Consider the following 25,330-nt stretch of genomic DNA (forward strand, 5'->3'; position numbering starts at 1 on the left):
GAGGGCATGCAAGAGACGACGGTGGACCGGAACACCCTGCACGGCGACTGCGAGAACTGCTTCGGCCTGTGCTGTGTGGCCCTGCCCTTCGCCCGCTCCGCGGACTTCGCGATCGACAAGCCCGCCGGCAAGGCCTGCCCCAACCTGGGCGAGGACCACCGCTGCGGCATCCACGCCCGGCTGCGCCAGAAGGGCTTCACCGGCTGCACGGTCTACGACTGCTTCGGCGCCGGGCAGAAGGTCTCGCAGGTCACCTTCGGCGGCCGGGACCCTCGTACGGCCCCGCGCGCGGAGGCCCGCCGCATGTCCGAGGTGTTCCCGGTCGTCCGGCAGCTCCACGAACTCCTGTGGTACGTCACCGAGGCGCTCGCCCTTCCTGCGGCCCGCCCGGTCCACGCCGAACTTCGCCGGGCCCTGGCGAAGACCGAGGAACTCACCGCTCTCACCCCGGACCAGCTGATCGTGCTCGACGTGCCGGCGCACCGCCAGGACGTCAATGTGCTGCTCCTGAAGACCAGCGAGCTGGTCAGGGCCGGGACCGGCGGCCGTAAGAAGGAGCGCCGGGGCGCCGATCTGATGGGCGCCCGGCTCAAGGGCGCCGACCTGCGCGGCGCGAACCTGCGCGGCGCCTGTCTGATCGCCGCCGACCTCACCGGCGCGGACCTGCGTCGAGCGGACCTGATCGGCGCCGACCTGCGTGACACCGACCTGACGGACGCCGATCTGACCGGCGCGTTCTTCCTGACCCAGCCGCAGCTGAACGCGGCCCGGGGGAGCGCGGGCACGAAGCTGCCGGAGTCAGTCACCCGCCCCGCGCACTGGACAGCGGGCCTCTGAGGGCGCCGCTGCCCCGCTCTCCTCGCCGGCCGCCCCGCTCCCCTCACCCGCCGCCGGGCCGCCCGGCGGCGGAGTACGCCGCTCCAGGTGCAGACGCAGCCCGTCCGGCATCAGCGTCAGCCGTTCCGTGACGCGCAGCCGGTACGCCGGGTCGGGCCGCAGCTCATAGCGGCGCAGCAGCAGGCCGAGTACCAGCGTGGCCTCGTGCAGCGCGAACTGCCGTCCGATGCAGGCCCGTGCCCCGGTGCCGAACGGCTTGAAGGTGTGCGGGGCGCGGGCGCGTACGGCCGCCGCGTCGAAGCGGTCCGGGTCGAACCGTTCGGCGTCAGGCCCCCACACCTCGGGGTCACGGTGCAGCATCGCCGTGAGCACCAGCGCCCAGCCGCCCCGCCGCATCGGATGCTCCCCGCCCAGGACGGTGTCGGTGCGGGCCTCCCGGGCGAAGGCGGGCGCCGTCGGCCACAGCCGCAGCGCCTCGTCGAGGACCCGGCGGACGTACCGCAGCCTGGCCACCTGGTCGTACCGGGGCACCGCCGCGTCCCCCCACACCTGGTCCACCTCGGCGCGGGCGCGGGCCGCGATCTCCGGGTGGAGCGAGAGGTAGTGCAGGGCGAAGGAGAGCGCGCCCGAGGTGGTCTCGTGGCCGGCGACCAGGAAGGTGATGACCTGCCGCCGCACGTTCTGCGCCGACAGCCGTTCGCCCGTCTCGGGGTGGGCGGTGTCGAGCATCCGGTCGAGCAGGTCGCCGTCCCCGCCGCCCTGCTCGCGGCGCGCCCGCACCAGGTCGTCGACCGTGCGGTCGAGGTAGGCGATGTCGGCCTCGTTGCGGCGCGTGGCCCGCCGCAGCAGCGCGGGGGAGGGCACGGTGTTGAGGCGCTGCGCGTAGCTGAGGGTGCCCACCATCGCCGTCACGAAGGGGTGCGGCCGGGTGCGCTCGAAGGAGCCGAAATCGTGCCCGAAGCCGGTGCGTGAGATCGTCTCCAGGGTCAGCTTGGTCATGTCCCCGGGCACGTCCACCGCCCGGCCCGCGGCCAGTTCCCGGTCCCAGTGGCCGGTGAGCCGCTCCGCCACGTCCAGCATCATCGGGTGGTAGGCCGCCATGGCCTCCCGGCTGAACCCCGGGGCCAGCACGTCGTGCGCGAGCTGCCAGTTCGGCTCGTGGTTGTACGCCGTGAACAGGGCGTCCCCGACGACGGGCCGCAGGTTGGCTATGCCCAGCCCCACGTGCTTGGCGAACCGCGTCTCGTCCGCCATGTCGGCGGCGAGCTTCGCGCCCCACACGAAAACGAACTCCCGGCCGAACGCCTTGCGCCGGTAGATCGGCCCGAGCTGCCCGGCGTAGCGCATGGAGTCCTGAAGGGGCGTGCGCCGGCTCGCGCCGAGGACGTCGCCGAGCAGCGGGAGCCGGCGCGGCGGATGCGGAATGCGCTCCAGCTCGGGCCAGCCGAGCTCCGCGCCGCGGAATCCTTTCGGCAGTGCTCCGGCCGTGCCCCCGGTGGCCGACCCCGTCGTTCCGGTCGTCCCCGCCGTCTCCGTCGTCCCCGCCGTCTCCGTCGTCCCCGTGGTCTCCGCCATGACGCGATCTCCCTTGATGCAGCGGCACGTTGAGCGTGTTGTACGTGGGTTCAATAACGCGGCTCAGTCTGGTCCCGCTGTTGAACCGGCGTCAAGTAAGGTGCGGGCATGGCCGCGAACCAGGGGGAGCGCACCCGGCGTCGACTGAGCACCGGGGAACGCCGGGAGCAACTCCTGTCGGTCGGTGCGCGGCTGTTCTCGGAAAGCCCCTACGACGAGGTGTGGATCGAGCAGGTCGCCGAGATCGCCGGTGTCTCGCGTGGGCTGCTGTACCACTACTTCCCCACCAAACGGGACTTCTTCGCGGCGGTCGTGGAGCGCGAGAGCGAGCGGATGCTGCGCATGACGGCGGCGGTCCCCGGCGTCCCGGTCCGTGAACAGCTCGCGGCGGGTCTGGACGCCTTCCTGGAGTACGTGGAGACCCACGCCCACGGCTACCGCGCCTTCCATCGTGCGGACGCGGCCGGCGACCAGGCGGTGCGCAAGGTCTATCAGCGGGCGCTGGTGGCACGGGAGCGCCAGATCCTGGCGGCCCTCGGCGCCGACCCCGAGTTCGGGCCGGTCTTCGAGCAGCGGCCCGACGTGCGGCTGGCGGTGCGCGGCTGGCTGGCCTTCACCACGGCGGTCTGTCTGGAGTGGCTGCGCGGGCCGGACCTGCCGCGGGATCAGGTGCGCGAGCTGTGCACGCGGGCGCTGCTGGGGGTCATGTCGGCTCCGGGGTGACTTCGGACAGGGAGCCTTGGGGCAGCGGTTGGTGCGGCCATGGATCTCCGATAGGTTAGGCAAGGCTTACCTGAGGAGGTTTTGGGATGGGTGACAGCCAAAGCTGGGCGGCCCTGCCGTCCGCCGCCGCGCAGGCCCGATCGGTGCTCGCCACCTCGTGGTCCTGCGCGGTGACCGCGCACGGCGGACGCGAGGAGTTCGTCGGCGCGCACACCGTCGACGAGGACGGCCGGGTGATCCTGCGGGCGCCCGAGGACAGCGCCCTGCGCACCGCGGCGATCTGCGCACCCCGCGGCGAGCCGTCCGCCGTGCTGGAGTTCGCCGACCCGGCGCCCGTTCCCGTACGAAGCCGTATCCGCGCCCGGCTCTGGCTGGCCGGCTGGTTCACCCCGGAGGGCGACCACCTCGCCTTCCACGCCACCCGCGTCGTGCTGAAACCGCCCACCGGCGCGGTCGTCGTCGCCCTCGACGAGTTCACGCAGGCCCGCCCCGACCCGCTCGCCACCGCCGAGGCCCAGCTGCTCACGCATCTCGCCGACGCCCACCCCGACGCCGTCGAGCGGCTCACCCGGCTCGTCCGAGGAGACAGCCTGCACGGCGCCGTCCGCGTCCAGCCGCTCGCCGTCGACCGGCACGGACTGACGCTGCGCATCGAGCGCGCCCACGCCCACGGCGACGTCCGCCTGCCCTTCCACGCGCCCGCCGACGACGTCGCACAGCTCACCGAGCGCATGCACGTCCTGCTCACCCAGGCCGCGGCCGCCTGCCCGCGCGCCCTACAGCGGCAGCGCACAGACGGCGACGGGTGACGCGAACGGCTGACCCGCGAGCCGCAGACCACCGTTCGCGCCGTCCACCCGGAACACGCTGACTGTGCCGGAGCGCTGGTTGGCGGCGAAGAGCAGGCCGCCGTCCGGGGAGAGGGCGATCTGTCGAGGGAAGTCCCCGTCCACCGGCACCGTGCCAAGCAGCCGCAGCCGGGCCCCGTCCGCCTCCACGGCGTAGCGCGCGAGGCTGTTGTCGCCGCGGTTGGCGAGGAAGGCGTACGCGCCGTCCCGCGTGACCGCCAGCTGCGCCGGGTAGTTGGTGCCCGCCTTCGAGCCCGTGGACTGCGGCTTCCCGATCGTCAGCCGGCCACTGGACGCTTCGTATGTGCAGACCGTGACCGTGTCGTCGGCCTCGTTCGCGAGGTAGGCGTACCGGCCGCCGGGATGGAACGTGAGATGGCGCGGACCGGCGCCCGCCCGGGTGTGCGCCTGCGCGACCTCCGTGAGCGTGCCCGCCTTCTCGTTCAGGCGGTAGCTGTACACGGTGTCGGTGCCGAAGTCGACGGCGAGAACATGGCCGCCGTCCGGAGCCGTGATGAACTGGTGGGCGTGCGGCCCCTGTTGGCCCTGCCGGGGCGCCGGACGGGTGTGCGTGTCCATGGCGGTGCGGTCGCCGAGCGCCCCCGAGGCGTCGATCGGGTGCACGGCCACACTGCCCGAGCCGAAGTCGGCGCTCAGCAGCCAACGCCCGCTGGGATGCACCGACACATGACAGGTGTGCGCCCCGCCCGTGGCCCGGCTGCCCAGCACCTTCTCGTCGGACAGCCGGACGGCCGTCACGGCGCCCGCCTCGCGTTCGTCCGCCGCGTAGAGCGTTCGGCCGTTCGGGTGCACCGCGAGGTACGACGGGTCCGGGACGCCGGTGATCGTGCCCCGGCCGGTGATCCGCCCCGAGCCGGGGTCGTACGAGGCGACGCCGATGCCCTTCCCGCCACCCTCGGCGGAGGTGTAGGTACCCACGTAGAGCGGCCGGGGGCCGGAGGGACTCGGCGAGGCCTGCGGCGTGGACGCCGTCGAGGCGGACGCTGACGGCTGCTGGGGCGGCGCGGCCTGCGGGGCCTGCTCGGCGTCCGGTGAGCCGCCGGCACTGCCGCTGCCGCACCCGGCCAGGGCCGACGCCGCCGCCGCGCCGCCGAGCACCCCGACGAAGCGTCGCCTGCTCCAGCGACCGTCGGCCGCGTCCGTCCCTCTGCTCATGCCCGCACCTCAGGTCGTCGTCCGCATCCTCCGTGACAGCCACCTTGACCCGGACCGGCCGTCGAACGCAAAAGCGGAAACCCGGTGCTACCAGTCGCCGTCCTCCACCGGCTTCCCCGGCGTGTCCTTGAGGTGGTGCACCTGGCCGGGGGCGGGCTGCTGCCACGGGTCCAGGTCGGCGCCGAGCCACTCGCCCACCGGCTGCACGCCGGCCAGGGTGTCGCTGGGCGCGACGTCGTGCGCGTCGTCGTCGTAGTAGTCGAACCAGGGCAGCCCGGCCTGGGTGTACGCGGCGCGGTCCACGGGGGACGGCGGGGGCTCCTCGCCCGTGATGCGCCGCCACTCCGGGGGCGTCACCAGATGCACGAACACCCGGGCGGCGGGCCGCTCCGTGTAGTCCGCGACCGGACGGACGTCCTGGTACACCTCCTGGCGCATCGAACCGCCCACGCCCAGGCCCATCGCGGCGGCCGCGCGGACCCGGGGCGCGCCGCCGGGAGCGGGGGCCGCGGCGGGCATCATCGGGGCCGCACCGGGCGGGGGCGGGGCGCCGTACGCGCGCACCGACTTCACGCTCCTCGTGTCCAGGGAGCGGAGGCGCTCCGCCTCCCGCCACTCGACGCGCTCGACCTCGTTCAGCGGGAACGACTGCAGCTGGACCCCGCCCCAGACCTCCTCGCCGGTGACCTGGCCCTCCACGGTCGCCCCGAGGCCCAGCGGCACCGCCACGAACTGGCGCACCGTGCCCCTGCCCGAGTTGATGCCGTCCAGCCAGGGCTGACGAGGCAGCGTGAGGTAGTTCTGCGGATCGCGGGAGAGCCGGCTGCTCCAGGGCTTCCCGGAGACCGCGCACACCTTGCCCGCGCCGACCTGCAGCGCGGCCGGCTCCGTCGAGCCCGCGAAGCTCAGCCACATCGCCTCACGCAGATACATCGGCAGCAGCACGCCACCCCGCGCCAGCCACTCGGCGGGCACGGTGCCGGCGTGGTCGGAGACCCGGCGGACCGGGAAGGCGCCGAGGCCGGGCGGCAGGTCGTGCGTGCCCTTCTCCGGCAGCCGCAGCGTCCGCATGAACCGCACCGCCACCCCGCCCGGCAGCCTCAGCGTGTCCCCGTCGATCCGTACGGTGGTGTCGGCCATCCGCGTGCTCCCCTCGTGTCCCGCGCCGGCTCCGCCGCGGAGCCTGTCAAGGAGAACGCCGGGTGATCCCCGTACGGTTCCGCCACAGCTCCTCCTGAACGCCGAGGCGCTCACGCAGGCGGGTCAGACGAGGCATGCGCTCGCGCTGTTCCCGTGACACGCGGTCCAGATCCTCCAGGAGCCGGCGGGAGCGGTGCTCGGTGTCGAGCTCGTCCAGGATGCGGTTGACCTCGGTGAGCACCGCGCCGTGCAGCTGCCACTGGCGGGCGTCGTGCTGGAGCTGCTCCAGCAGCAGCTGGGCGAGCTTGTCACGGGTGGCCGCGGCCTGCCGCAGCTCGGCGCTGAGCCGGGCCTCGGCGGCGTCCGCGTTGAGGCTGACACTCGTCGTGACCAGCACCCCGAAGCTGACCACCGCGTCGGCGAGCTCCGACAGCAGCCGCTCCACGGTCGCCCCGGTCTCCGGCGGGAACAACGGCTGCGGCTCGCGCTCCTTGGCGAGGTCGGTGAGCGTGCGGGCGAGCACCCGCAGCACGACCGTGCAGATCTCCAGCGTGTCCAGACCGGTGCGCAGCACCACCCGGTGCAGCAGCCCCTCGCGCACGCGGGGATTGAGCCGCAGGCTGTCCTCGGCCTGCCGCAGCGCCGCGTCCACCTCGACGATGTCGTGATCCAGCCGGCGCGCCTCGTGCAGCCGGGCTGCCGCCTGCTCGACGGGGGTGCGGCCGGCCGCCTCCTCGCCGATGCGCAGCATCAGCTGCCGCAGTCGGCGGGCCAGCCCCTCGATCGACTCGCCCGCCTCCTCCACCCACACCGGAGGCGGCAGCAGCACATTGCAGCCGAGCCCGACGACCGCGCCGATCAGCGTCTCCACCACCCGCGCCCACGCCGTGTCCCCGACGGTGGTCACCCCGAGCACCAGCATGGCGCTGATCGCCACCTCGGGGACGTACTCGTCGACCCGCACCAGGTGCCCCACCCCCAGCGAGGCCACGATCAGCAGCGCGAGGCTCCACCAGGTCAGACCCACCAGGAGGCTGAAGGCGATGGCCACGAGCACACCGGCCACCACCGCGTTCACCCGGCGGATGCCGTTGGTCAGCGTCGCGTACAGGGTGACCTGGACGACCAGCAGCGCGGTCAGCGGCGCCGTCAGCGGCAGTGCCTCGGGGCTCAGGCGCAGGGCGATGACATACGCGATCGTGGCCGCGGCGGCGGCCCGCAGCGCCTGGACGACCACGGGTTCCCGGTGGCGCTGCACCAACCGCACGAGCGGCCCCACGCGCTCACGTACATCTTGCATCCCCAGACCAGTTCCCCTTCCTCACCTGCCTCGAACGTTTCCAGCCGCGAGCGAGCCTAGATCGTCCCGGGCGACCGGGGAAGGGCGGTCCGCCGGATGGTCTCCCCGTGGGCGGGCGCGCGAGGCTCGGACCATGACTCGTCACCGGACCGGAACGGGCAACGGGATCGTCCTCACCCTGCCCGGCACGCTCTGCGCCACTGCCTCCGCCGCTCCCGCCGGGTTCGTCACGAGTGCCGCGTCTGTCACCGGCGCGGGGTCCGTCACGGGCGCGGGCAGGCGGTGGACGCCCGGACCGTCGTAGGCGCCCTCGTCCGCGCCGCCGCCCCCTCAGCGCCGTCGAACCCTGCGGCGACGCCGCCGACCTGCGTGCCCTGGACTCGATGACCGGCGATGCCACGGTGGTCGTTCTTCACCGGGGGGAGGCGGCGCGGTTGCGCGACGGCGTGGGGTGACCGGCGTGCCTTCCGTACCCTGTACCGGGACCGCACGCCCGGCGTCGCCGACCCGGCCGCCGGGGCATGGCTCAACGGGCTGATCGCGGACGGGTGGGACGCCGGCGACGGGTACGCGGCCGGCCGGAAGAAGGGGTGGGTACAAGGTGACGGACTCCTGGGCACGGGCCCGGAACGCGCTGGAGGCGGCGGGGATACCGCCCGACCGCCTGGCCGGCCTCGGACCGCTCGGCGGCGGCACGTACAACACCGTCGAGGAGCTCCGCCTCACCGACGGCAGCCGCTACGTCCTGAAGGTCGCGCCCACCGCGCCGGGCCTGCGCTACGAGAGCCGGCTGCTGCTCGGCGAGGCGGAGTTCTGCCGCGGAGCGGCCGAGGCCGGCGTGCCGGCGCCACGGGTCGTGGCCGTCGACGAGGCGTGGCTGCTGATGACGCTGTCCCCGGGCGCGCCCTGGGACGATTCGCTCACCGTCGCCGAACAGGCGGAGCTGCGTGGCGAGTTGGGCCGTCAGGTTGCCCGGCTGCACGAGGTGACCGGGCCCGGCTTCGGCTATCCCACCGGCGCCTTCGGCCCGCTCACGCCCGACTGGCGCACCGCGTTCACGGCGATGTTCGACGGCCTTCTCGCCGACGCCCGCGAGCACGGCGCCCGGCTGCCCCGTCCCGTCGAGGAGGTCGCCGCCGTCGCCCGGTCCGCGTACGACGCCCTCGACGAGGTCACCGTCCCGCGGCTGGTCCACTACGACCTGTGGCCGGGCAACATCCTGGTCGACCGTACCGACGGCCGGGCCCGGATCGGGGGCCTCATCGACGGCGAGCGCATGTTCTGGGGCGACCCTCTCGCCGACTTCGTCTCCCTGGCGCTGCTGGGGGACATCAGGAAGGACGAGGCGTTCCTGGAGGGCTACCGGGCCGCCGGAGGCCGGGCCGTGTTCGACCGGCCCGCCCGGCTGCGTCTCGCCCTCTACCGCGCCTACCTCTACCTGATCATGCTCATCGAGACGGTCCCGCGGGCGGTCGGCGCCGATCAGGAGCGCTGGGTGCAGCAGAGGGTCGCCCCGGAGCTCGTGGCGGCCCTGGACGAGATCGAGTCCGCGGCGGCGTGAAGGGGCGGCATGACGGGGTGACGTGACGGGGCGCGTGACGTGACGGGTGACTACTGCCGGTGCGGGCGCGCACCCCCACCTGCACACGCGTCGCTCCCGTCGGCCCGCCGCCACGTTTCGTCCGGCGGTCGGGGAGGTACTCGCGTGAGGCCCGGGCGATCGTCGTCCGGGGGAGCGCGGAGGGAGGACGTCATGGCCGCACAGCGCCGCGAAGGCCCCGGCGAGGACGGCGCGCCGGTCCCGCGTGACCTGCCGGACCAGCAGGCCGACGGGGGCGCGGACCCCTGGGACGCCGCTGCCCCCGAGTCGCCGGACGAGGCCGCGCAGGACGTCCCGGACACCGACGAGGCGGGCACCGGCCGACAGGGCGCCCCGCGCGCGGAAAGCGGACAGTCCGACCATCCCGTCCCCGACGAACCGTCCGCCTGAAGAGCCTTCTGAGAGCCTTGGTGGCCTCGACCTGGACACACCTGGACCTGGGGCCCCCCGCAGGGCCGGACGGCCGGTTCCCAGGCCCGGTGCTCAGGCCGCCTTGCGGCCGCGCATCGGCTCCGTGGCCTCGCCCTCCCCGCCGCGCAGGCCCTCGAGGAACTCCTCCAGCACCTCCGGCGCCGAATGCTCGGGGCGCCAGCCCAGTTCGACACGGGCGCGGGTGCAGTCCATCAGGGGAAGCCTGAGGACCGCGTCGAAGAGGTGCGGCGAAGCCGGCAGGAGGCGCAGGCCCCAGGCCGTGGCGATCGCCGAGCGGGCCGCCGTCCGGGGCAGCCGGACGGGATGGGCGTCGAACATCTCGCCGAGCAGCTTCGCGTCCACGGCGGGCTCGGCGGCCAGGTTGAAGGCGCCCCCCACCTCGGTGCGCAGGGCGAGCCGGTACGCCTCCGCCGCGTCGTCGGTGTGCAGCGCCTGCACACGCAGTCCCGGCACGTCCGGCAGGAAGGGCAGCCGCTCGGGGCGGACGAGCGGCCCGGGCAGGAACCTCCCGCCGAAGATGCGCCGTTGTTCGCTCGCCGACTCCCGCTTGAACAGGAACGCCGGCCGCATCCGCACCACCCTGGTCTGCGGGTGGTCCCGCTCGAAGGTGTCCAGGGCCCGCTCCAGGTAGGCCTTCTCCCGGCAGTACGCGGCGTCCGGCCAGCCGTGCGTCGGCCATGACTCGTCCACCGCCCGGTCCTTCGGTCCCGGCGAGTACGCACCCACCGACGACGCGTGCACGAGGACGGGCACGTGTGCGGCGGCCACGGCCTCGAAGACCCGGATGCTGCCCAGGACGTTCGTACGCCAGGTCGCCGCCGGATCGTGCGTGGGCTGGAACGCCCAGGCCAGATGGACGACAGAGGCCGCCCCCTCGAAGATCTGGGCGAGGTCGGCCTGCTCGTCGGCCAGGTCGACGGCCGCCCACTCGGTCTTCGGCGGAGACCAGTGCGGGACCCGCCGGGCCAGGCCCCGCACCGAGGCGACGCCAGGATCCTGCGACAGAAGACGCACCACGCTCGTGCCGACGTTGCCGGTGGCGCCCGTGACGACGACGTTGCTGCCTGTTGCGCTGCTCACCTTCGGCTCCTCTCGGCGTTTCCTCCGGGGAACCGACCGAGTACCCGGCCGGGGGCCTGCGCACGCGGAACACCCCCGGCCGCGGCCGCGCCCTACGAGCCGAACGCGTTCACGCCGGTCAGCTCGGCCGACAGCTCCCACAGCCGCGCCGCCTGCTCCGGGTCCGTCGCCCAGGCCTTGACGCCGGAGCTCTGCTCGCCGTCGACAGCGGGCTCGGCGATGTCGCAGTCCTCCAGGTAGACGCCGCCCATCCCGGCCAGCTGCGGCGAGGTCGCCGCCCACACCTGGGTGGCCGCGCCCTGCTCGGGGGTCTTGAAGCCCGCCGGGTTGAGCACCTTGCCGTCCTCGTCGATCCAGCCGCGCTCCACCATCTCCTCCTTGGGGAGGTGCCGCTGGAGCGGCGTGATGATGCCGCCGGGGTGCAGGGCGAAGGCGCGCACGCCCCGTTCCCGGGCCAGCCGGTCGAGGTGGACGGCGAACAGCACGTTGGCGGTCTTGGCCTGCCCGTAGGCCTCCCACTTGTCGTAGCCCTGCCGCCACTGGACGTCGTCCCAGCGCATCCCCGAGAAGTGGTGGGCCCGCGAGGAGACGGACACGACGCGGGCGCCGCCGGGCTCGATCGCCGGCCACAGGCGGTTGACGAGGGCGAAGTGGCCGAGGTGGTTCGTCGCGAACTGCGCCTCCCAGCCCGGTCCGACCCGGGTCTGCGGGCAGGCCATGATCCCGGCGCTGTTGATGAGGAGGTCGATGCTCCGGCCGGAGGCGAGGAACCGCTCGGCGAAGGCGCGCACGCTGTCCAGGTCGCCGAGGTCGAGCTCGTCCGTCTCGACGCCGTCGAGGCCGGCGAGGTTCTCGCGGGCCGCGTCCGGGCGCCGGGCGGGGACGACGACGTGGGCGCCGGCCTTGGCGAGGGCACGGGTGGTCTCCAGGCCGAGCCCGGAGTAGCCGCCGGTGACGATCGCGAGCCGTCCGCTGAGGTCGATGCCGGCGAGAACGTCGTCGGCGGTGCTGTGGGCGTCGAACCCCGAACCGATCTTGTGCTGTGCAGTGCTCATGTCCCAGACGTTACGAATTGGAGTGCGCTCCAAGTCAAGCGCGCACCGCACGCCGAGAGCCCGGACAGAAGAAGGCCCCGACCGGACGGGGGAATCACGGTCGGGGCGGCCAAGCGGTGGGCGCGGATGGCGGTCGCCTCTCGGCGAAACGCTCCACAGGGCTTCAGCCGAACGATCGTCCCTGTGGGCAAAAGGTGAGGCCCGGGGACACTGTCCCATCCGCACCCACGGTTGGTTCAACTGGCAACCACCTATGGGTGTTCCCCGCCCGGCAGCAGCGCGCCGTGACGTCCGTCACCCGGGGGTCCGCCTCCCGCGGCTCAGGCCAGCGGGCTCGCCGACAGGGATGCCAACAGGTCGGCGGGGTCGTCGTAGACGGCTTCCGCGCCCGCGTCGAGCAGGTCGGCGCGGGGGATGCCGCCGGACAGGACGCCCACACAGCGCACCCCGGCTCGACGGCCCGCGCGCATGTCCCACACGGTGTCGCCGACGAACACGGCGCCTTCGGCGGGCGCCCCCGCCAGTTCCAGGGCGTGCCGCACGGGCTCCGGGGCGGGCTTGCCCTCGGCCACGTCGTCCGCGCTCGCCGTCGCGGCGATGGCGTCGTCGGCGTCGATGGCGCGCCGCAGCGCCGACAGCTCGCCCCCGCTCGCCGAGGTGGCGAGGACGACCGTCCAGCCGTCGTCGCGCAGCCGCCGCAGCAGCGGGCCGGCGTCCGGCAGGGGCGGCAGCCGGTCGAAGTACTGTCCGTAGAGGGCCTTGTGGGCGGCGCTGAGCTCGGAGTCCTCGTCCTTGTCGCGCTCGTCGCCGAGCAGGTGGGCGATCAGGTCGTCGGAACCCAGTCCGACCGCCCGGTGCACGGCGTGCATGGGTACCCGGTGGCCCGCCTGCCGGAAGGCTTCCCACCAGGTGGTGACATGCAGGTGGTTGGTGTCGACGAGGGTGCCGTCGACGTCGAACACGGCGGCACGGGTCATCGGGGTTCCTTTCTCTTCGAGTCCCTGAGGACCAGGACCATCCAGGAGCGCCCAGGACCGTCCAGGACCGCCTCAGCGGCCTGCTGTATCAGGTGTGCCTGCCGGTACCCGCCCCTCCCGGGTCCAGGCCAGCAGCTCGGCCAGCGGCCAGGTGGTCACGATCCGTTCCGCGGGCACCGCGCACTCCTCGGCCCGCGCGCAGCCCAGGATCTGCCAGTCCAGCTGGCCCGGCGCGTGCGCGTCGGTGTCGACCGAGAACAGCACGCCCGCCGCCACGGCCCGGCTCAGCAGCGGGCGCGGCGGGTCGAGCCGCTCCGGCCGGCTGTTGATCTCCACGGCCGTGCCGGACTCCGCGCACGCCGCGAACACCTCGTCCGCGTCGAACTCCGACTCCGGCCGTCCCCGCCCGCTCACCAGCCGCCCCGTGCAGTGGCCGAGGATGTCGGCGTGAGGATCGCGCACCGCGTTCACCATGCGGCGCGTCATCGCGCGGGACTCCATGCGCAGCTTGGAGTGCACGGACACGACCACCACATCGAGTTTCTCCAGCAACTCCGGCTCCTGGTCCAGCGAACCGTCGTCGAGGATGTCGCACTCGATCCCGGTCAGCAGCCGGAACGGCGCCCAGGTCGCGTTGAGCTCCTCGACCACCTCCAACTGCCGGCGCAACCGCTCGGGGGACAGCCCGCGGGCGACCGTCAGACGCGGCGAGTGGTCGGTGAGCGCGGCCCACTCGTGGCCGAGCGCGGCCGCCGCCCGGCCCATCTCGTCGATGGGGCTGCCGCCGTCCGACCAGTCGGAGTGGACATGGCAGTCTCCGCGCAGCAGCTTCCGCAGCCGGGACCCCGCGCCGTCCGTGAGCGGCCGGCCGGCCTCGCCCTCCAATGTCTCCAGATAGGACGGCACGTGCCCGGCGAGCGCCTCGCGCACCACCTGGGCGGTCTTCGGGCCCACGCCCTTCAGCGACTCCAGTGTCCCGGCCGCCGCCCGCTGCTCCACCTCCGCCGCGGGCAGCCGCGCCAGCACCCTGGACGCCGTACGGAAGGCGCGCACGCGATACGTCGGCGCCAGGGACCGCTCCAGCAGGAAGGCGATCCGGTCCAGAGCCTCGACGGGATCCATCGCCACCTCCTGGATCCAGAGTTCCCCACCCGCGCGTGGACCGCATGGCGGAGGTCGCCTTCCGCGGAAGACGTCCCCTTTCGGTGGTGATCTGATGATTCATACCGGCGGGTTGCGTTCTACCCTCTATGTCATGACCGAAATCGCTGGCCTCCGTATCTCCCGCCCGCGGATCATGGTGCTCGGGGTGCAGCCGGGTCCGACGCCGTTCCGCATCGTGGAAGTCGACGGTCAAGTGGTCGGTGAGGCAAGGGCCATCATCGACGTCCTCGAGATCGCCGCCGCGTTCGGCGTCACGGTCCATGACCTCGACGACCCGGACGTGGTGCGCTGGGTGGGCGGGGACAGATACACCTGGGCCCCGCACTGACGGTCGCGGCCCGGTCTCCTGTCCCGCGCCCGTCACAGGCGCCGCTCCCGCGCGTGCACCGCACGGCTCACCCTGCGCCCCAGGAGCAGGTAGCCGATCAGCGCGCCCGTGGTGTTGAGGATGACGTCGTCGACGTCGAAGGCCCGCCCGGCCACCAGCGCTCCCTGGGCGAACTCCACCAGCAGCATGACCGTCGCCGTCAGCAGCAGCACCCGCAGCAACCCGCGCGCCCGGGGCGCCACGACCGGCACCAGGATCCCGAAGGGCACCCCGAGCAGCAGGTTCCCGCCGATCTGCTTCACGGCGTCGCGCAGCGCGGGCTGGTCGAGGTAGGCCCGCAGGGAGTCGCCGGGGCGCAGATTGGAGTGCACCAGAGACTCGGAGGCGGGCGACGGCTCCAGCGTGAGGCGGGCGAGCACGACGGCGAACGCCACCATGAACGCGAAGGCGAACAGCATCGCCAGCAGCCGCAGCGGAAACGGCAACGGCCGCTGCTCGGCGCGCGCCGCCTTCTTCGCCCTCTTCGCCGTGCCGCCCTTCCCGGCCTTCGCATCCTTCCCGGCCTTCGCGACCTTCCCGGCTTTCCCGGCTTTCCCGGTCTTCTCGGTCGGGTTCTCCGGTACGGCGGGTTTGGCAGGCCCCTTCTTCGGGTTCTTCGGGCTCTTCGGGTTCTTGAGGTTCTTCGGGTTTGTCGGCTTGGTCGCGGTGGCGGGCTCCTCGTTGCTCTTGGCGGCACGTGGGCGGAACAGGGCACGCGGACGTAAGGCTGCACGGGCCATGCGGTCCTCCAGTCTTCAACCTCCCTGCGTAGTAAGGCGATTACCCGTAAACCGGCCGGGGATGCGGCGGGCCGGCCCTCGGTCCGCGTTTCCGTTCGTGCTGCCGGGGCACTCCGGGCTGTGGCCCGCGCGTGCCGTCGCCCTGCCTCGCACGGGCGGTGCTTGGATGCCGAAAGCGTCACAAAACGACGGCCTGGGGGAGGAGACTGATGCATCGGCGCACCGCGCTGCTGACCCTGGGTGAGCTCCTGGCCTGGTGGGTCGCGCTGACCGCGCTCTGGCTGGTCCTCGTCAGCACCGTCGACGCGCTGGAACTCGCGGTGGGCGCCGGCTCCGCCGCCCTCGCGGCACTCGCCGCCCGGGCGGGGCGGCGGGCGGCGAGCGACCGGTGAACGGCTGGCTGCTCGCGGCGACCGTCGTCCTGGCCGGGGGAGTGGGGGCGACCCTGTGGGGTGTGGCCACCGGTCCGCTGCGCCGCCGCGTCGTCGCCCAGAACCTCTCCACCGCGCTGGCCTGTCCCGGCCTGCTTCTCCTTGCCCAGGGCTACGACCGCCCCTCCTACGTCGACCTCGCCCTCGTCCTCGCGCTCCTCGGCCCGGTCGGCACCCTCGTCTTCGCCCGCCTCCTCGCCGACGACCTCGCCGGGGACCCGCCGCGCGCCAGGGCCCTCACCCGGGCGGTCGCGGGCCTCGGGGCGGCGGTGGTCCTCGCCGGGTGCGTGGCGACGGGGCCGGGCCGGGCGATGGGCAAGCTGCTCGTCGTGGGCGCGCTGCTGATCGGCGGCAACCTCATCGCCTCGCGGGCCCTGTCCGGCGGGCTGGACGGGGTGCGCCGTGACTGACGTACTGATCGTCGTCGCCCTGCTGCTGGTCGCCGGCGCCGCCACCGTGGCCGTCGTCACCCGCGATCCCGTTCGGCAGGCCCTGGTCCTGGCCGTCCTCGGTGTCGCCCTCGCCGTGCTCTTCACCGTCCTACAGGCCCCCGACGTCGCTCTGTCGCAGCTGGCGGTGGGTTCCGCCCTGACCCCGCTGTTGCTGCTGCTGACGGTCCGCAAGGTGCGGCGGCGGGCCCGGCGGAAGGAAGACGCGTCGTGAACCCCCGCCACCGGCTCTGGCTGGTCTGCGTCGGCGGCGGGGGCCTGGCCGCGCTGCTCACCGCCGCCTGCCTGGACCTGCCCGGCTTCGGGGGCGACCGGCACCCCTACGGCGACCGCGCCGTCCGCGCCTCGCTGGCCCGGCGCACCGCCAACACCATCGCCTCCGTCAACTTCGACCAGCGTGCCTTCGACACGCTCGGCGAGATGACCATCCTGTTCGCGGCGGTGCTCGGCTGCGTGGTCCTGCTGCGGCAGACCCGCGACGAACACCGCGCCCGCCCCGAACCCGCCGACGTCGCCCCGCCCGTACGCCGCTACGCCCTCCTCGTGCTGCCCGTCGCCCTGCTCACCGGCCTCTACATCGTGGCGCACGGGCAGCTCAGCCCCGGCGGCGGCTTCCAGGGCGGCGTCGTCGCCGCGACCTCCCTGCACCTGCTCTACCTCGGTGTCGACTACCGGGCCCTGGAACGCGTACGGCCCCTCGGCCGCTACGAGGTCGGCGACGCCCTCGCCGCTTCCGCCTACGTCGTGACCGGACTGGCCGCGGTCCTCGCCGGCACCGCGTTCCTCGCCAACACCCTGCTGCCGTACGGCACGTTCAACACCCTGTCCTCCGGGGGCACCGTCCCCCTGCTGAACGCGGCGATCGGCATGGAGGTCGCCTGCGCGGTCGTCGTCCTGCTGGCCGGATTCCTGGACCAGGCCGTGGAGATCGAGGACGAGAACGGGAGCTGAGGTCGCTGTGATGCATGTCCTGCCCTACCTGGTCGCCGTCTGGATCTTCCTGGTCGGCTGCTACGGCCTGGCCACCAGCCGCAACCTGATCCACGCCGTCGGCTGCCTCGCCGTCTGCCAGTGCGCCACCTACGTCCTGCTGCTGGCCGTCGGCTACCGCGACGACGCCACCGCGCCCGTCTTCTCCGACCTCCGGCCGGGCTCGCGACCGGTCGTCGACCCCGTCGTGCAGGCCCTCGCCCTCACCGACGTCGTCGTCGGCGCCACCGTCACCGCGCTCCTGCTCGCCCTGGTCGTGCAGGTCTCCAAACGACACGGCACGGTCGACCCCGACGAACTCCGCGAGCTGCGCGGCTGATGAACCACCTCCTTCCGCTGCTCGTCGCCGTCCCGTTGCTCGGAGCCGCGCTGCTGGTGGCCGGTGGACGGCGGCTGCCCCGGGTCGCCGCCGAGTCCGTCGGCTGCGCGGTCTCCGTGGGAACCGCCGCGCTCGCCCTCGTCCTGCTGCTGAACTCCTCGCCCCCGATGACCGAGTGGGTCGGCGCCCGGATCCCTGTGAACGGCCACAGCGTCGGCATCGTCGTGATCGGCGACGGCCCCGGCCTCGGCATGGCCGCCCTCGCCTCGCTGCTCACCTCGGCCGCACTGGCGTACTCCTGGCACTACTTCGACGAGCCGCCCCGCCGCCACGCGGGCTCCTTCCCCGCGCTGCTGCTGGTGTTCCAGGCGGGCATGTGCGGCTTCGCGATCGCCGGCGACCTGTTCAACGCGTTCGTGTTCTTCGAGCTGATGAGCGTCGTCGCCTACGCGCTCACCGGCTACCGCATCGACGATCCCCGGGCGGTGCAGGGAGCGCTGACCTTCGGGGTGATCAACTCGCTCGGCGCGTACGCGATGCTGATGGGCATCGCGCTGCTGTACGGGCGTACGGGCGAGCTGGGCATGACGCAGATCGGGCGGGGCCTGGACAGCGAGGCCGTTCACGGCGGGCACGGCGGGCCGGACGCGCTGGTCCTCGCCGCCTTCGTCCTCGTGCTGACCGGTCTGCTGGTCAAGGCCGCCGTGGCGCCCTTCCATTTCTGGCTGCCGGACGCGCACGCCGTCGCACCCACCCCCGTGTGCATGCTGCTGTCCGGCGTGATGGTGGAGCTCGGCGTGTACGGCGTGTGGCGGGTGTACGCGACCGTCTTCTCCGGGCCCGGCGGGATCCCGGCCCCCGATCTCGAACGCGCCCTGGTCGTGCTGGGCGCGCTGACGGCGGCCGTCGGCGCGGTCATGTGCTGGTACCAGCGGCACATCAAACGCCTGCTGGCCTGCTCCACGATCGCCCACACCGGGCTGTTCCTCATCGGCATCGGCGTCCTGAAGCCCGAGGCCGACGACGGCGTCGCCCTGTACGTCCTCGGCCACGCCGGGGTGAAGGCCGCCCTGTTCGCCTGCACCGGCATCCTCCTCGACCGCTACGGCAGCGTCGACGAGCACGCCCTGTACGGCCGCGCCCGCAAGCTGAAGGGCGTGGCCGTGATGTTCGCCGCCGGGGCGTTGGGCCTTGCGGGGCTGCCGCCGTTCGGCACGGCACTGGGCAAGTCCGTCACGGAGGAGGCCGTCGGCCACCCGCTGACCGTGCTCTACGTCGCCGTCTCCGCGGTGACCGCCGGAGCCGTGCTGCGGGTCGCCGCCCGCGTCTTCGTCGGCCTCGGCCCCCGCCCCGAGGAGCCGCGCGAGAGCGAGGGATACGAGACGACGGGCTCGGGGGAGCGGCCCGAGACCCGGGAACGGCTGACCCGGATCCCCGACACCATGACCGTGGTCTCCGCGCTGCTCCTCACAGCGGCCGTCGCCGTCGGTGTGGCCCCCGGCCTCGCTCACGTCGTCGCGCACGCCGTGAACGAGACCGGCTCGGGAGGCGCGCTCGCCTCCGTCCACTGGACCTGGGCCGGGGCCCTCCTGGGCCTGGCCTCGACCGTGTTGGCCGTGGGCCTGGCGGCCGTCGCCCTCACCCGTCCGCGGCTGCTCGCGGCCCCCGGCCGGGCGCTCGTGCTGCGCCGTCTGCAGTCCGGTCACATCGGGGACTACGTGGCCTGGCTGCTGGTGGGCGCCACGCTCCTGGGCGCACTCGCGCTGCCGGGGACCCTGGGTCATGTGCCGTAGGAGACCCGCACCTCCTTGAAGCCGAGGGAGTGCAGCAGTCCCTGGAGCATGCCGGTGGTGTTGGTCTCGGCACGCGTGGTCAGCTCGCTCGCCTTCGCCGCCTCCCCGATGTGCTTCACCGCCAGCTTCTGCACGGCCTGCTCACTGCCCGGGTTGTCGGAGAAGAGATCGCCGAGGCGGTCGAGGAGACCGCGCTGCTTGGAGACCGCGTAGGAGCGGTCTGGGTCGAGCGCCGGCTTGCCGAGCTGGGCGTGCGGCAGCCGGAGCGTGGCCGAGGTGCGGTCGTCGTTGACCGTCACATCCTTGTCGCCGATCTTGCCGAGGTCGACGAAGGCGTCCACGGTGCCCGCCCCGACGTACAGGGTGCGGGTGCCGCGGATCGCGTCGGGGAGGAACTTCGCGTCCTTCTCCAGGTCCACGACGACCTGGAAGTTTCCGGTGGCGGCGTCGTAACGGCTCATGTCCTGGATGGACTGGAGCAGGGCCGGACCGGAGCGGTCGTGGGTCTCGGTTCCGAAGAAGTCGCGCAGTCCCGGCAGCAGGCTCAGCCGGATCCCGGCGAACATCACCACGAGCACGACCACGACGGCGGTGAGCGCCTTCGCCCAGCCGGGCATCCGCTGGGGGAGACGCTTGACGGGCTTGTCGGGCTTGATGGAAGTCGTCATGCGGACGGTCCTCCTTCCTACTGACCGGATGCCCGCCAATCCCCTTGTCAGACCGCCTTGTTGACGATCTGTGACAGGAACGTGCAGATACCGTGGACGCTCAGCCGCCCGGCCGCACCAGCCCGTGGCCGAAGGCGAAGACGACGGCGGGCACCCGGTCACGCAGGCCCAGCTTGTCCAGGACCCGGCCCACGTGCGTCTTCACGGTCGCCTCCGTGTCCGGCGGCGGTTCGACGGCGGTTCGACGGGGCTGGCGCGGGCGAACTCGGCGAGCAGCCGGCGGGTGACGGACGGCCCAAGAAGCGCGTCGCCCGCCGCGAGCACGCGGATGCCGTCGAGCGGGGCCTCCGGGGGGCTGAGCTGGCGGTGACCGGATTCCTCGGCGCCTGAGCGGCTCAGGGGAGCCCGGGGGGCTTTGGCGCTGCGAGGGGCTCCCGGGACTCCGGGACGCTCCTGAGGGTGGGCAAAACGGACGTGGTCCGTAGCATGAGAGCTCCCGCCCCAGCCGGACATGATCAGCGAGGAGCCGATCGTGCGAGACATCTCCGTGTTCAGCGGCAGTGCCCACCCCGAGCTGGCCGCCGAGGTCTGTGCCCACCTCGGCGTGCCTCTGAGCCCCACCCGCCTCAGCAGGTTCGCCAACGACTGTCTGGAGGTCCAGCTCCAGGCCAACTGCCGGGAACGGGACGTCTTCCTGGTCCAGCCCCTGATCCGGCCCGTACAGGAGCATCTCGTCGAGCTGCTGCTGATGTGCGACGCCGCCCGCGGGGCGTCGGCCGGCCGGATCACGGTCGTCATGCCGCACTACTCCTACGCCCGCTCCGACAAGAAGGACGCGCCCCGGATCTCGCTGGGCGGCCGTCTGGTCGCCGACCTGATGGCGGCGGCCGGTGTGCACCGGGTCCTCGCCATGACGCTCCACTCACCTCAGGTGCACGGCTTCTTCTCGATGCCCGTCGACCACCTGCACGCCCACCGGGAGCTGGCCGCGCACTTCCGCCGCTACGACCTCACCCGCACCACCGTCGTCTCACCGGACCTCGGCAACGCCAAGGAGGCCGCCGCCTTCGCCCGGATGATCGGCGCCCAGGTGGCGGCGGGCGCCAAGCAGCGCTACGCCGACGACCGGGTCAGCATCAGCGCCGTCATCGGCGAGGTCGCCGGGCGGGACGTCATCGTTCTGGACGACGAGATCGCCAAGGGCAGCACGGTCCTGGAACTGCTCGACCGGCTCAGGGAGCTGGAGCCGCGCTCGATACGGGTGGCGTGCACGCACGGCCTGTTCGCGGCCGGCGCGCTCAAACGGCTCAGCGAGCAGCCCGACGTGCTGGAGATCGTGTGCACCAACACCGTGCCGGTGCCCGAGGAGGAGCACACGGACAAGCTGCGGATCCTGTCCATCGCCCCCGCACTCGCGGAGGCCGTGCGCCGCATTCACAACGGTGAGTCCGTCAGCGCCCTGTTCGACGCGGCGCGCGGTGAGTAGGCGGTAGCCCTTCGGGGCGCCGTCATAACGTGCCGGACGTGGCCTCGGGCCGTTCCAGGGCCGCGTCCAGCGTCGTGGCGGGCGGCAGCAGCCGGGACAGTCCGGTGGCCCGCAGGATCCGCAGGGTGAGCGGATGGGCGCAGACGAGGTGCAGCTGCCCGCCCTGGCCCAGGACCCGGGCGCGCGCCCGGTACAGCAGTCGCAGCCCGGAGCAGTCGAAGAACTCGATCCGGGTCAGGTCGATCACGATCCGGGGGCCGGGACCGGCGGTCGCGTCGTCGAGACGCGGGCCGATCTCCGTGGCCGCGACGATGTCGATCTCACCGCGGAACTCCAGCACCGTGTACCCCCGGTCCTGGCGGATGTGCAGGTGCGGGGTGTCCGCCGTGGGTTCCTGCTGCACGACGACATCGCCTCCAACCCGCTCCACCGGTCGGGAGCTTCCAACGGTCGGGGCACGCGCACCAGTTCCCCGCCCCAGCAAGTTACCCCCGTTGGAGTGAATTCCAGCATGTTCGATTGACATATGTCTTCGAAATGCAACCGACCGTGTCCGAGTTTTTTCGCCTGGTGAACGAAGTGCCGGCCGAAGGGGCGGGCCGAGGCTCGCGGCGTCCTAGGAGAGCGCGTGCCACGCCTTGGACAGGGCGGTGCGGAACTGCTCCTCCTGGTGGGTCGTGAGCTCCCGCACCATGCGTTCCTCCAGCTCGCGCACCGGCCCGGCGTGCCGCTCGAGCAGCCCGCGCCCCTCCTCGGTGAGCAGGATCAGCAGCTCGCGCCGGTTGCGCGAATTGCGCTCGCGGCGGATCAGGCCGCGCCCCTCCAGGGAGCGCACCAGGTCGGCGATGGACTGGGCGGTGACGAAGGAGTCCCGGGCCAGCTGGGCGGCCGACAGGCCGTCGTGTCGCTCCAGCACGGTGAGCGCCGTGTACTGCAGTGCCGTGATCCCGGACGGCTTGACAAGCTCGTCCAGGTGGGATCGCGCGACCAGCTCCACCTGCTTCACCATGTAAAGCAGGGACGGGGGCGCCCGGTGAGGCTGAGGTGCGGACGCTGCTGCCTTGGTTGTCTGGGTGCCGGCCATGAGTCCGAGCGTAGACCATTGACAGGAAACCTGTCTGTAATGAGACTGCGGACCAACAGGAATCCTGTTTGTTGAAATCTTGGCGACGATGCTGAGGAGCGGTGATGACCACCTTCGAGATCGACCCCGGTCGACTGTTCATCGGGGGACAGTGGCGCGAGGCCGCGGACGGAGCGCGGACCGAGGTGGTCGACCCGTCCCGGGGCGTGGTCGTCACCACCGTCGCGGAGGCGGGCGCCGCCGACGTGGACGCGGCGGTACGGGCCGCGCGGGAGGCCGCTGACGCCGGATCGTGGTCCGGCCTCAGCGGCCGGGAGCGCGGCCGGATCCTGCTCCGGGTCGCGGAGCTGATCCGCGCGGAGGCCGACGAGATCGCCCGGCTGGAGAGCCTCGACGTCGGCAAGCCGATCACCCTGGCCCACGCGGTCGACGTCACCAACGCGGCCAACGACTACGAGTACTTCGCGTCCCTCGCCTTCTCGCTGGACGGCGCGCACCGTGACACCCCGATGAACGCCCACGCCTACACCAAGCGGGGCCCGATCGGTGTGGTCGCCGCGATCACCCCCTTCAACTTCCCGCTGATCCTGGCCGGTTCGAAGCTCGCCCCGGCCCTCGCCGCCGGCAACACGGTCGTGCACAAGCCCGCCGACGAGACCCCGCTCAGCGCCCTGTACATGGCGGGGCTGCTCCAGCGGGCCGGCGTCCCCGACGGCGTCGTCAACGTCGTCACGGGCAGCGGTCCGGTCGCCGGTGAGGCACTGCTGCGCCACCCGGGCGTCGACAAGATCGCCTTCACCGGCTCCACCGCGATCGGCCGGCACGCGGCGAGCGTCGCGGGCGAGAACCTCAAGCCGGTCACCATGGAACTCGGCGGCAACGCGGCGCACCTCGTCTTCGAGGACGCCGACCTGGAGAAGGCCGTCGGCGCGATCATCAAGGGATTCGTCTTCAACACCGGCCAGTTCTGCATGGGCGGCCCGCGCCTGCTGGTGGCCCGCCCGGTCTACAGCACCCTGCTGAACATCCTCGCCGACGCCGTGCCCGGCGTGCCCGTCGGCGATCCCCGGCAGGTGGAGACCGTCGTCGGCCCGATGGCGGGAGAGAAGCACCTGCGCAAGGTCGAGGAGTACGTCGACATCGCGCGCAAGGAGGGCGCCCGCATCGTCTGCGGCGGCGAGCGACTCGACCTCGACGGCGGCTACTACTACAAGCCCACGGTCATCGCCGACCTCGCGAACGACTCCCGGGTCGTCCAGGAGGAGGTCTTCGGCCCGGTCCTCACCGTCCAGCCCTTCGACACCGAGGACGAGGCCGTGGCCCTCGCCAACTCCACGCCGTACGGCCTGGCCGCGGGCGTCCAGACGGGCAACCTGGCCCGCGCGCACCGCGTCGCCGACCGACTCCAGGCCGGCATCGTCTGGGTCAACGACTGGGCGATGCTCGACCCCGCCGTGCCCTTCGGCGGTGTCAAGGACTCCGGCTTCGGCCGCGAGTACGGCCCCGAGGCGCTCCACTCGTACACCCAGGTCAAGTCCGTCGTCGTCTCGCTCGACTGAACGCGCCTCCAGGAACACCTGTAGGAACAAAGGGAGTTCAACCGATGTCCACCATCACACGCGCCGCCGTCGTCGAGTCCGGCGGAGCCCCGTTCACCCTCTCCGACGTCGTCCTGGACGACCCCGCGCCGCACGAGGCGCTGGTCCGCCTGGTGGCGGCCGGGGTGTGTCACACCGACCTCGGCGTCGCGAGCGGCGGACTGCCCTTCCCGCTGCCCGGAGTCCTCGGTCACGAGGGCGCGGGTGTCGTGGAGGCGGTCGGCTCCGCCGTCACCGGCGTCGCCCCCGGCGATCACGTCGTGCTGTCCTTCACGTCCTGCGGCGACTGCCGCAACTGCCACGGCGGCCACCCCGCCTACTGCGCGACCTGGCTGCCGCTGAACCTCATCGGCGGGCGCCGCGCCGACGGCACCAGCACCATCAGCCGGGACGGCGAGGCCCTCGGCGGCCACTTCTTCGGCCAGTCGTCCTTCGCGGAGCGGGCGTTGGTCGACGAGCGCAGCCTCGTCAAGGTCGACCCGGACGTACCGCTGGCGTCGATCGCCCCGCTGGGCTGCGGGGTCCAGACCGGCGTGGGCGCCGTCTGGAACGTCCTGACGCCGACGACCGGCAGCACGATCGTCGTGCTGGGCGCCGGAGCCGTCGGCCTCTCGGCGGTGATGGCGGCCGCGCTCACCCCGGCCACCACGATCATCGCCGTCGACAAGGTCGCCGAACGCCTCGCCCTGGCCAAGGAGTTGGGCGCCACCCACACCGTCGACGCCGGCCGGGCCGCCCTCGGCGAGGCCATCGCGGAGATCACCGGCGGGCAGGGCGCCGACGGCATCGTGGAGACCACGGGCAGCACGGCCGTCCTGCGGCAGGGCGTCGACGCGCTCGCCGCCCGCGGCACCCTCGTCGTCGTGGGCGCACCGCCCTTCGGCACCGAGGTCGCCCTGGACGTCAACGGACTGCTGGGCGGCAAGCGGGTCGTCGGCCTCACCCTCGGCGACGCCGAGACGCAGACCTTCATCCCGGCCCTGGTCAAGCTGGTCAAGGAAGGCCGGCTCCCGCTGGACCGCCTGATCGGCACCTACGCCTTCGCCGACATCGGACAGGCGGTCCAGGACATGATTTCGGGCAAGACCATCAAGCCGGTCCTGACCTTCTGACCTACGGTCAGTGGACCGTCAGGACCAGCTTCCCGCTGGTCCGGCCGGTGCCGCCGAGCCTGTGCGCCTCGGCGGCACCGGCGGCGTCTTCCTTCGTCAGCCGGCACCTGCACGCGGCCATCGGCGTCACCCCGCCGGCGTACCGCAGGACGTTCCGGACGGCCCGCTGAACGTCGCGGTCCGCGGCGGACATGATCATCGAGAACGGTCCCGTGTCGAGCCCGTACGGCGGCCCGCTCCACATCGCCACGAAGCAGGTGGACGAGGACACCCCGGCGGCCATGCTCCTCACGGACGACCGCACGACGGCCTACGTCCGCACGAGCGACGGCGTCGAGGCCTGGCCGCCGGCGAAGGACGTGGTGGCCTGCGCGTGAGGGCCGCTC

30 protein-coding genes and 1 pseudogene are annotated in these 25,330 nt (G+C 72.9%); 17 read left to right on the forward strand and 14 right to left on the reverse strand.

Annotated features, from left to right (window positions below; genetic code table 11):
• The first annotated feature begins 6 nt into the window (after nucleotides 1-6).
• Nucleotides 7-837: a pentapeptide repeat-containing protein gene (locus ACZ5SK_RS26275; RefSeq protein WP_468576641.1), complete on the forward strand. Its 831-nt coding sequence runs from the start codon at nucleotides 7-9 to the stop codon at nucleotides 835-837.
• Here the strand turns inward: ACZ5SK_RS26275 and ACZ5SK_RS26280 are convergent.
• Nucleotides 799-2,412 carry a cytochrome P450 gene (locus ACZ5SK_RS26280; protein WP_468576642.1) on the reverse strand — a complete coding sequence of 538 codons (1,614 nt, stop codon included), beginning with the start codon at nucleotides 2,410-2,412 and terminating at the stop codon, nucleotides 799-801. The genes ACZ5SK_RS26275 and ACZ5SK_RS26280 overlap by 39 nt on opposite strands.
• 108 nt (nucleotides 2,413-2,520) lie before the next feature.
• Between ACZ5SK_RS26280 and ACZ5SK_RS26285 the strand changes: the two genes are divergently transcribed.
• Together ACZ5SK_RS26285 and ACZ5SK_RS26290 are read left to right on the forward strand one after the other, a co-directional pair.
• Entirely contained in the window at nucleotides 2,521-3,135 is a 615-nt protein-coding gene (locus ACZ5SK_RS26285; RefSeq protein WP_468576643.1) for a TetR/AcrR family transcriptional regulator, read from the forward strand.
• 86 nt (nucleotides 3,136-3,221) lie between these two features.
• Complete coding sequence (locus ACZ5SK_RS26290; protein ID WP_334574820.1) at nucleotides 3,222-3,944, forward strand: DUF2470 domain-containing protein; 723 nt, start codon at nucleotides 3,222-3,224, stop codon at nucleotides 3,942-3,944.
• Here ACZ5SK_RS26290 and ACZ5SK_RS26295 read toward each other — a convergent pair.
• From ACZ5SK_RS26295 to ACZ5SK_RS26305, 3 genes are all read right to left on the reverse strand, one after another.
• Nucleotides 3,912-5,159, reverse strand: a complete 1,248-nt coding sequence (locus tag ACZ5SK_RS26295) for a lactonase family protein (RefSeq protein WP_334574819.1) — start codon at nucleotides 5,157-5,159, stop codon at nucleotides 3,912-3,914. The genes ACZ5SK_RS26290 and ACZ5SK_RS26295 overlap by 33 nt on opposite strands.
• Nucleotides 5,160-5,246: 87 nt before the next feature.
• A complete protein-coding gene (locus ACZ5SK_RS26300) occupies nucleotides 5,247-6,299 on the reverse strand; it encodes a hypothetical protein (protein ID WP_468576644.1) in 1,053 nt (350 codons plus the stop codon).
• A 46-nt stretch (nucleotides 6,300-6,345) separates the two neighbouring features.
• Entirely contained in the window at nucleotides 6,346-7,599 is a 1,254-nt protein-coding gene (locus ACZ5SK_RS26305; protein WP_334574814.1) for an FUSC family protein, read from the reverse strand.
• Between the two features lie 133 nt (nucleotides 7,600-7,732).
• Here ACZ5SK_RS26305 and ACZ5SK_RS26310 point away from each other — a divergent pair, with 133 nt between their 5' ends.
• From ACZ5SK_RS26310 to ACZ5SK_RS26320, 3 genes are all read left to right on the forward strand, one after another.
• On the forward strand, nucleotides 7,733-7,903 hold the full coding sequence (locus tag ACZ5SK_RS26310) for a hypothetical protein (protein ID WP_457494082.1): 171 nt from the start codon (nucleotides 7,733-7,735) through the stop codon (nucleotides 7,901-7,903).
• 297 nt (nucleotides 7,904-8,200) lie between these two features.
• Complete coding sequence (locus ACZ5SK_RS26315; protein ID WP_334574810.1) at nucleotides 8,201-9,160, forward strand: phosphotransferase family protein; 960 nt, start codon at nucleotides 8,201-8,203, stop codon at nucleotides 9,158-9,160.
• Between the two features lie 192 nt (nucleotides 9,161-9,352).
• Nucleotides 9,353-9,589 (forward strand): hypothetical protein, encoded by a 237-nt coding sequence (locus ACZ5SK_RS26320; protein WP_334574808.1) that lies wholly within the window; start codon nucleotides 9,353-9,355, stop codon nucleotides 9,587-9,589.
• Nucleotides 9,590-9,682: 93 nt separating this feature from the next.
• Here ACZ5SK_RS26320 and ACZ5SK_RS26325 read toward each other — a convergent pair whose 3' ends face one another.
• From ACZ5SK_RS26325 to ACZ5SK_RS26340, 4 genes are all read right to left on the reverse strand, one after another.
• Complete coding sequence (locus ACZ5SK_RS26325) at nucleotides 9,683-10,711, reverse strand: SDR family oxidoreductase (RefSeq protein WP_334574806.1); 1,029 nt, start codon at nucleotides 10,709-10,711, stop codon at nucleotides 9,683-9,685.
• Between the two features lie 92 nt (nucleotides 10,712-10,803).
• Nucleotides 10,804-11,766: an SDR family NAD(P)-dependent oxidoreductase gene (locus tag ACZ5SK_RS26330; protein WP_334574804.1), complete on the reverse strand. Its 963-nt coding sequence runs from the start codon at nucleotides 11,764-11,766 to the stop codon at nucleotides 10,804-10,806.
• A 320-nt stretch (nucleotides 11,767-12,086) separates the two neighbouring features.
• Nucleotides 12,087-12,743, reverse strand: a complete 657-nt coding sequence (locus ACZ5SK_RS26335; RefSeq protein ID WP_457494083.1) for an HAD family hydrolase — start codon at nucleotides 12,741-12,743, stop codon at nucleotides 12,087-12,089.
• A gap of 72 nt (nucleotides 12,744-12,815) precedes the next feature.
• The gene (locus ACZ5SK_RS26340) at nucleotides 12,816-13,865 is read right to left on the reverse strand and encodes a PHP domain-containing protein (RefSeq protein ID WP_457494084.1); all 1,050 of its coding nucleotides are present in this window, start codon (nucleotides 13,863-13,865) and stop codon (nucleotides 12,816-12,818) included.
• Between the two features lie 133 nt (nucleotides 13,866-13,998).
• Between ACZ5SK_RS26340 and ACZ5SK_RS26345 the strand changes: the two genes are divergently transcribed.
• On the forward strand, nucleotides 13,999-14,235 hold the full coding sequence (locus ACZ5SK_RS26345) for a hypothetical protein (RefSeq protein WP_334574800.1): 237 nt from the start codon (nucleotides 13,999-14,001) through the stop codon (nucleotides 14,233-14,235).
• 32 nt (nucleotides 14,236-14,267) lie between these two features.
• Here the strand turns inward: ACZ5SK_RS26345 and ACZ5SK_RS26350 are convergent, their stop codons facing one another.
• A complete protein-coding gene (locus tag ACZ5SK_RS26350; RefSeq protein ID WP_079664594.1) occupies nucleotides 14,268-14,720 on the reverse strand; it encodes a VanZ family protein in 453 nt (150 codons plus the stop codon).
• A 503-nt stretch (nucleotides 14,721-15,223) separates the two neighbouring features.
• On the opposite strand from ACZ5SK_RS26350, the gene ACZ5SK_RS26355 reads away from it, so the two are divergent.
• From ACZ5SK_RS26355 to ACZ5SK_RS26380, 6 genes are read left to right on the forward strand one after another with little or no spacing between them, the layout of a single operon-like run.
• A complete protein-coding gene (locus ACZ5SK_RS26355) occupies nucleotides 15,224-15,406 on the forward strand; it encodes a hypothetical protein (RefSeq protein ID WP_079657954.1) in 183 nt (60 codons plus the stop codon).
• Entirely contained in the window at nucleotides 15,403-15,855 is a 453-nt protein-coding gene (locus ACZ5SK_RS26360; RefSeq protein ID WP_457494085.1) for a monovalent cation/H+ antiporter complex subunit F, read from the forward strand. Before ACZ5SK_RS26355 ends, ACZ5SK_RS26360 begins: the two co-directional genes overlap by 4 nt.
• On the forward strand, nucleotides 15,848-16,108 hold the full coding sequence (locus tag ACZ5SK_RS26365; RefSeq protein WP_361702862.1) for a hydrogenase subunit MbhD domain-containing protein: 261 nt from the start codon (nucleotides 15,848-15,850) through the stop codon (nucleotides 16,106-16,108). Before ACZ5SK_RS26360 ends, ACZ5SK_RS26365 begins: the two co-directional genes overlap by 8 nt.
• On the forward strand, nucleotides 16,105-16,845 hold the full coding sequence (locus ACZ5SK_RS26370) for an MnhB domain-containing protein (protein ID WP_334574793.1): 741 nt from the start codon (nucleotides 16,105-16,107) through the stop codon (nucleotides 16,843-16,845). Before ACZ5SK_RS26365 ends, ACZ5SK_RS26370 begins: the two co-directional genes overlap by 4 nt.
• 10 nt (nucleotides 16,846-16,855) lie before the next feature.
• Nucleotides 16,856-17,203: a sodium:proton antiporter gene (locus ACZ5SK_RS26375; protein WP_334574791.1), complete on the forward strand. Its 348-nt coding sequence runs from the start codon at nucleotides 16,856-16,858 to the stop codon at nucleotides 17,201-17,203.
• The gene (locus tag ACZ5SK_RS26380) at nucleotides 17,203-18,996 is read left to right on the forward strand and encodes a complex I subunit 5 family protein (RefSeq protein ID WP_334574789.1); all 1,794 of its coding nucleotides are present in this window, start codon (nucleotides 17,203-17,205) and stop codon (nucleotides 18,994-18,996) included. Before ACZ5SK_RS26375 ends, ACZ5SK_RS26380 begins: the two co-directional genes overlap by 1 nt.
• Here the strand turns inward: ACZ5SK_RS26380 and ACZ5SK_RS26385 are convergent.
• Nucleotides 18,984-19,664 (reverse strand): DUF4230 domain-containing protein, encoded by a 681-nt coding sequence (locus ACZ5SK_RS26385; protein WP_079657948.1) that lies wholly within the window; start codon nucleotides 19,662-19,664, stop codon nucleotides 18,984-18,986. The genes ACZ5SK_RS26380 and ACZ5SK_RS26385 overlap by 13 nt on opposite strands.
• A 100-nt stretch (nucleotides 19,665-19,764) precedes the next feature.
• Nucleotides 19,765-19,991, reverse strand: a pseudogene (locus tag ACZ5SK_RS26390) (DNA-binding response regulator); the annotation flags it as partial.
• A gap of 205 nt (nucleotides 19,992-20,196) precedes the next feature.
• Here ACZ5SK_RS26390 and ACZ5SK_RS26395 point away from each other — a divergent pair.
• Nucleotides 20,197-21,150 (forward strand): ribose-phosphate diphosphokinase, encoded by a 954-nt coding sequence (locus ACZ5SK_RS26395; protein ID WP_334574786.1) that lies wholly within the window; start codon nucleotides 20,197-20,199, stop codon nucleotides 21,148-21,150.
• Nucleotides 21,151-21,172: 22 nt separating this feature from the next.
• Here the strand turns inward: ACZ5SK_RS26395 and ACZ5SK_RS26400 are convergent, their stop codons facing one another.
• The gene (locus tag ACZ5SK_RS26400; protein WP_334574784.1) at nucleotides 21,173-21,553 is read right to left on the reverse strand and encodes an anti-sigma factor antagonist; all 381 of its coding nucleotides are present in this window, start codon (nucleotides 21,551-21,553) and stop codon (nucleotides 21,173-21,175) included.
• A 213-nt stretch (nucleotides 21,554-21,766) separates the two neighbouring features.
• Complete coding sequence (locus ACZ5SK_RS26405; protein ID WP_468155930.1) at nucleotides 21,767-22,234, reverse strand: MarR family winged helix-turn-helix transcriptional regulator; 468 nt, start codon at nucleotides 22,232-22,234, stop codon at nucleotides 21,767-21,769.
• 104 nt (nucleotides 22,235-22,338) lie between these two features.
• On the opposite strand from ACZ5SK_RS26405, the gene ACZ5SK_RS26410 reads away from it, so the two are divergent.
• Together ACZ5SK_RS26410 and ACZ5SK_RS26415 are read left to right on the forward strand one after the other, a co-directional pair.
• Nucleotides 22,339-23,793: an aldehyde dehydrogenase family protein gene (locus ACZ5SK_RS26410; protein WP_334574782.1), complete on the forward strand. Its 1,455-nt coding sequence runs from the start codon at nucleotides 22,339-22,341 to the stop codon at nucleotides 23,791-23,793.
• A 44-nt stretch (nucleotides 23,794-23,837) separates the two neighbouring features.
• The gene (locus ACZ5SK_RS26415; protein WP_334574780.1) at nucleotides 23,838-24,944 is read left to right on the forward strand and encodes an NAD(P)-dependent alcohol dehydrogenase; all 1,107 of its coding nucleotides are present in this window, start codon (nucleotides 23,838-23,840) and stop codon (nucleotides 24,942-24,944) included.
• 7 nt (nucleotides 24,945-24,951) lie between these two features.
• Here ACZ5SK_RS26415 and ACZ5SK_RS26420 read toward each other — a convergent pair whose 3' ends face one another.
• On the reverse strand, nucleotides 24,952-25,143 hold the full coding sequence (locus tag ACZ5SK_RS26420; protein WP_334574778.1) for a hypothetical protein: 192 nt from the start codon (nucleotides 25,141-25,143) through the stop codon (nucleotides 24,952-24,954).
• Between ACZ5SK_RS26420 and ACZ5SK_RS26425 the strand changes: the two genes are divergently transcribed.
• Entirely contained in the window at nucleotides 25,136-25,321 is a 186-nt protein-coding gene (locus ACZ5SK_RS26425; RefSeq protein ID WP_334574776.1) for a hypothetical protein, read from the forward strand. The two genes, ACZ5SK_RS26420 and ACZ5SK_RS26425, sit on opposite strands and share 8 nt — an antisense overlap.
• Nucleotides 25,322-25,330: the final 9 nt, after the last annotated feature.

The organism is Streptomyces sp. NPDC031474 (assembly GCF_055581185.1).

Bases quoted from the DNA above. Each gene is read 5' to 3' on its own strand.
- ACZ5SK_RS26275 (WP_468576641.1), top strand. From the start codon at position 7: ATGCAAGAGACGACGGTGGACCGGAACACCCTGCACGGCGACTGCGAG.
- ACZ5SK_RS26280 (WP_468576642.1), bottom strand. From the start codon at position 2,412: ATGGCGGAGACCACGGGGACGACGGAGACGGCGGGGACGACGGAGACG.
- ACZ5SK_RS26285 (WP_468576643.1), top strand. From the start codon at position 2,521: ATGGCCGCGAACCAGGGGGAGCGCACCCGGCGTCGACTGAGCACCGGG.
- ACZ5SK_RS26290 (WP_334574820.1), top strand. From the start codon at position 3,222: ATGGGTGACAGCCAAAGCTGGGCGGCCCTGCCGTCCGCCGCCGCGCAG.
- ACZ5SK_RS26295 (WP_334574819.1), bottom strand. From the start codon at position 5,159: ATGAGCAGAGGGACGGACGCGGCCGACGGTCGCTGGAGCAGGCGACGC.
- ACZ5SK_RS26300 (WP_468576644.1), bottom strand. From the start codon at position 6,299: ATGGCCGACACCACCGTACGGATCGACGGGGACACGCTGAGGCTGCCG.
- ACZ5SK_RS26305 (WP_334574814.1), bottom strand. From the start codon at position 7,599: ATGCAAGATGTACGTGAGCGCGTGGGGCCGCTCGTGCGGTTGGTGCAG.
- ACZ5SK_RS26310 (WP_457494082.1), top strand. From the start codon at position 7,733: ATGACTCGTCACCGGACCGGAACGGGCAACGGGATCGTCCTCACCCTG.
- ACZ5SK_RS26320 (WP_334574808.1), top strand. From the start codon at position 9,353: ATGGCCGCACAGCGCCGCGAAGGCCCCGGCGAGGACGGCGCGCCGGTC.
- ACZ5SK_RS26330 (WP_334574804.1), bottom strand. From the start codon at position 11,766: ATGAGCACTGCACAGCACAAGATCGGTTCGGGGTTCGACGCCCACAGC.
- ACZ5SK_RS26335 (WP_457494083.1), bottom strand. From the start codon at position 12,743: ATGACCCGTGCCGCCGTGTTCGACGTCGACGGCACCCTCGTCGACACC.
- ACZ5SK_RS26340 (WP_457494084.1), bottom strand. From the start codon at position 13,865: ATGGATCCCGTCGAGGCTCTGGACCGGATCGCCTTCCTGCTGGAGCGG.
- ACZ5SK_RS26345 (WP_334574800.1), top strand. From the start codon at position 13,999: ATGACCGAAATCGCTGGCCTCCGTATCTCCCGCCCGCGGATCATGGTG.
- ACZ5SK_RS26355 (WP_079657954.1), top strand. From the start codon at position 15,224: ATGCATCGGCGCACCGCGCTGCTGACCCTGGGTGAGCTCCTGGCCTGG.
- ACZ5SK_RS26375 (WP_334574791.1), top strand. From the start codon at position 16,856: ATGCATGTCCTGCCCTACCTGGTCGCCGTCTGGATCTTCCTGGTCGGC.
- ACZ5SK_RS26380 (WP_334574789.1), top strand. From the start codon at position 17,203: ATGAACCACCTCCTTCCGCTGCTCGTCGCCGTCCCGTTGCTCGGAGCC.
- ACZ5SK_RS26385 (WP_079657948.1), bottom strand. From the start codon at position 19,664: ATGACGACTTCCATCAAGCCCGACAAGCCCGTCAAGCGTCTCCCCCAG.
- ACZ5SK_RS26405 (WP_468155930.1), bottom strand. From the start codon at position 22,234: ATGGCCGGCACCCAGACAACCAAGGCAGCAGCGTCCGCACCTCAGCCT.
- ACZ5SK_RS26410 (WP_334574782.1), top strand. From the start codon at position 22,339: ATGACCACCTTCGAGATCGACCCCGGTCGACTGTTCATCGGGGGACAG.
- ACZ5SK_RS26415 (WP_334574780.1), top strand. From the start codon at position 23,838: ATGTCCACCATCACACGCGCCGCCGTCGTCGAGTCCGGCGGAGCCCCG.
- ACZ5SK_RS26425 (WP_334574776.1), top strand. From the start codon at position 25,136: ATGATCATCGAGAACGGTCCCGTGTCGAGCCCGTACGGCGGCCCGCTC.
- ACZ5SK_RS26420 (WP_334574778.1), bottom strand. From the start codon at position 25,143: ATGATCATGTCCGCCGCGGACCGCGACGTTCAGCGGGCCGTCCGGAAC.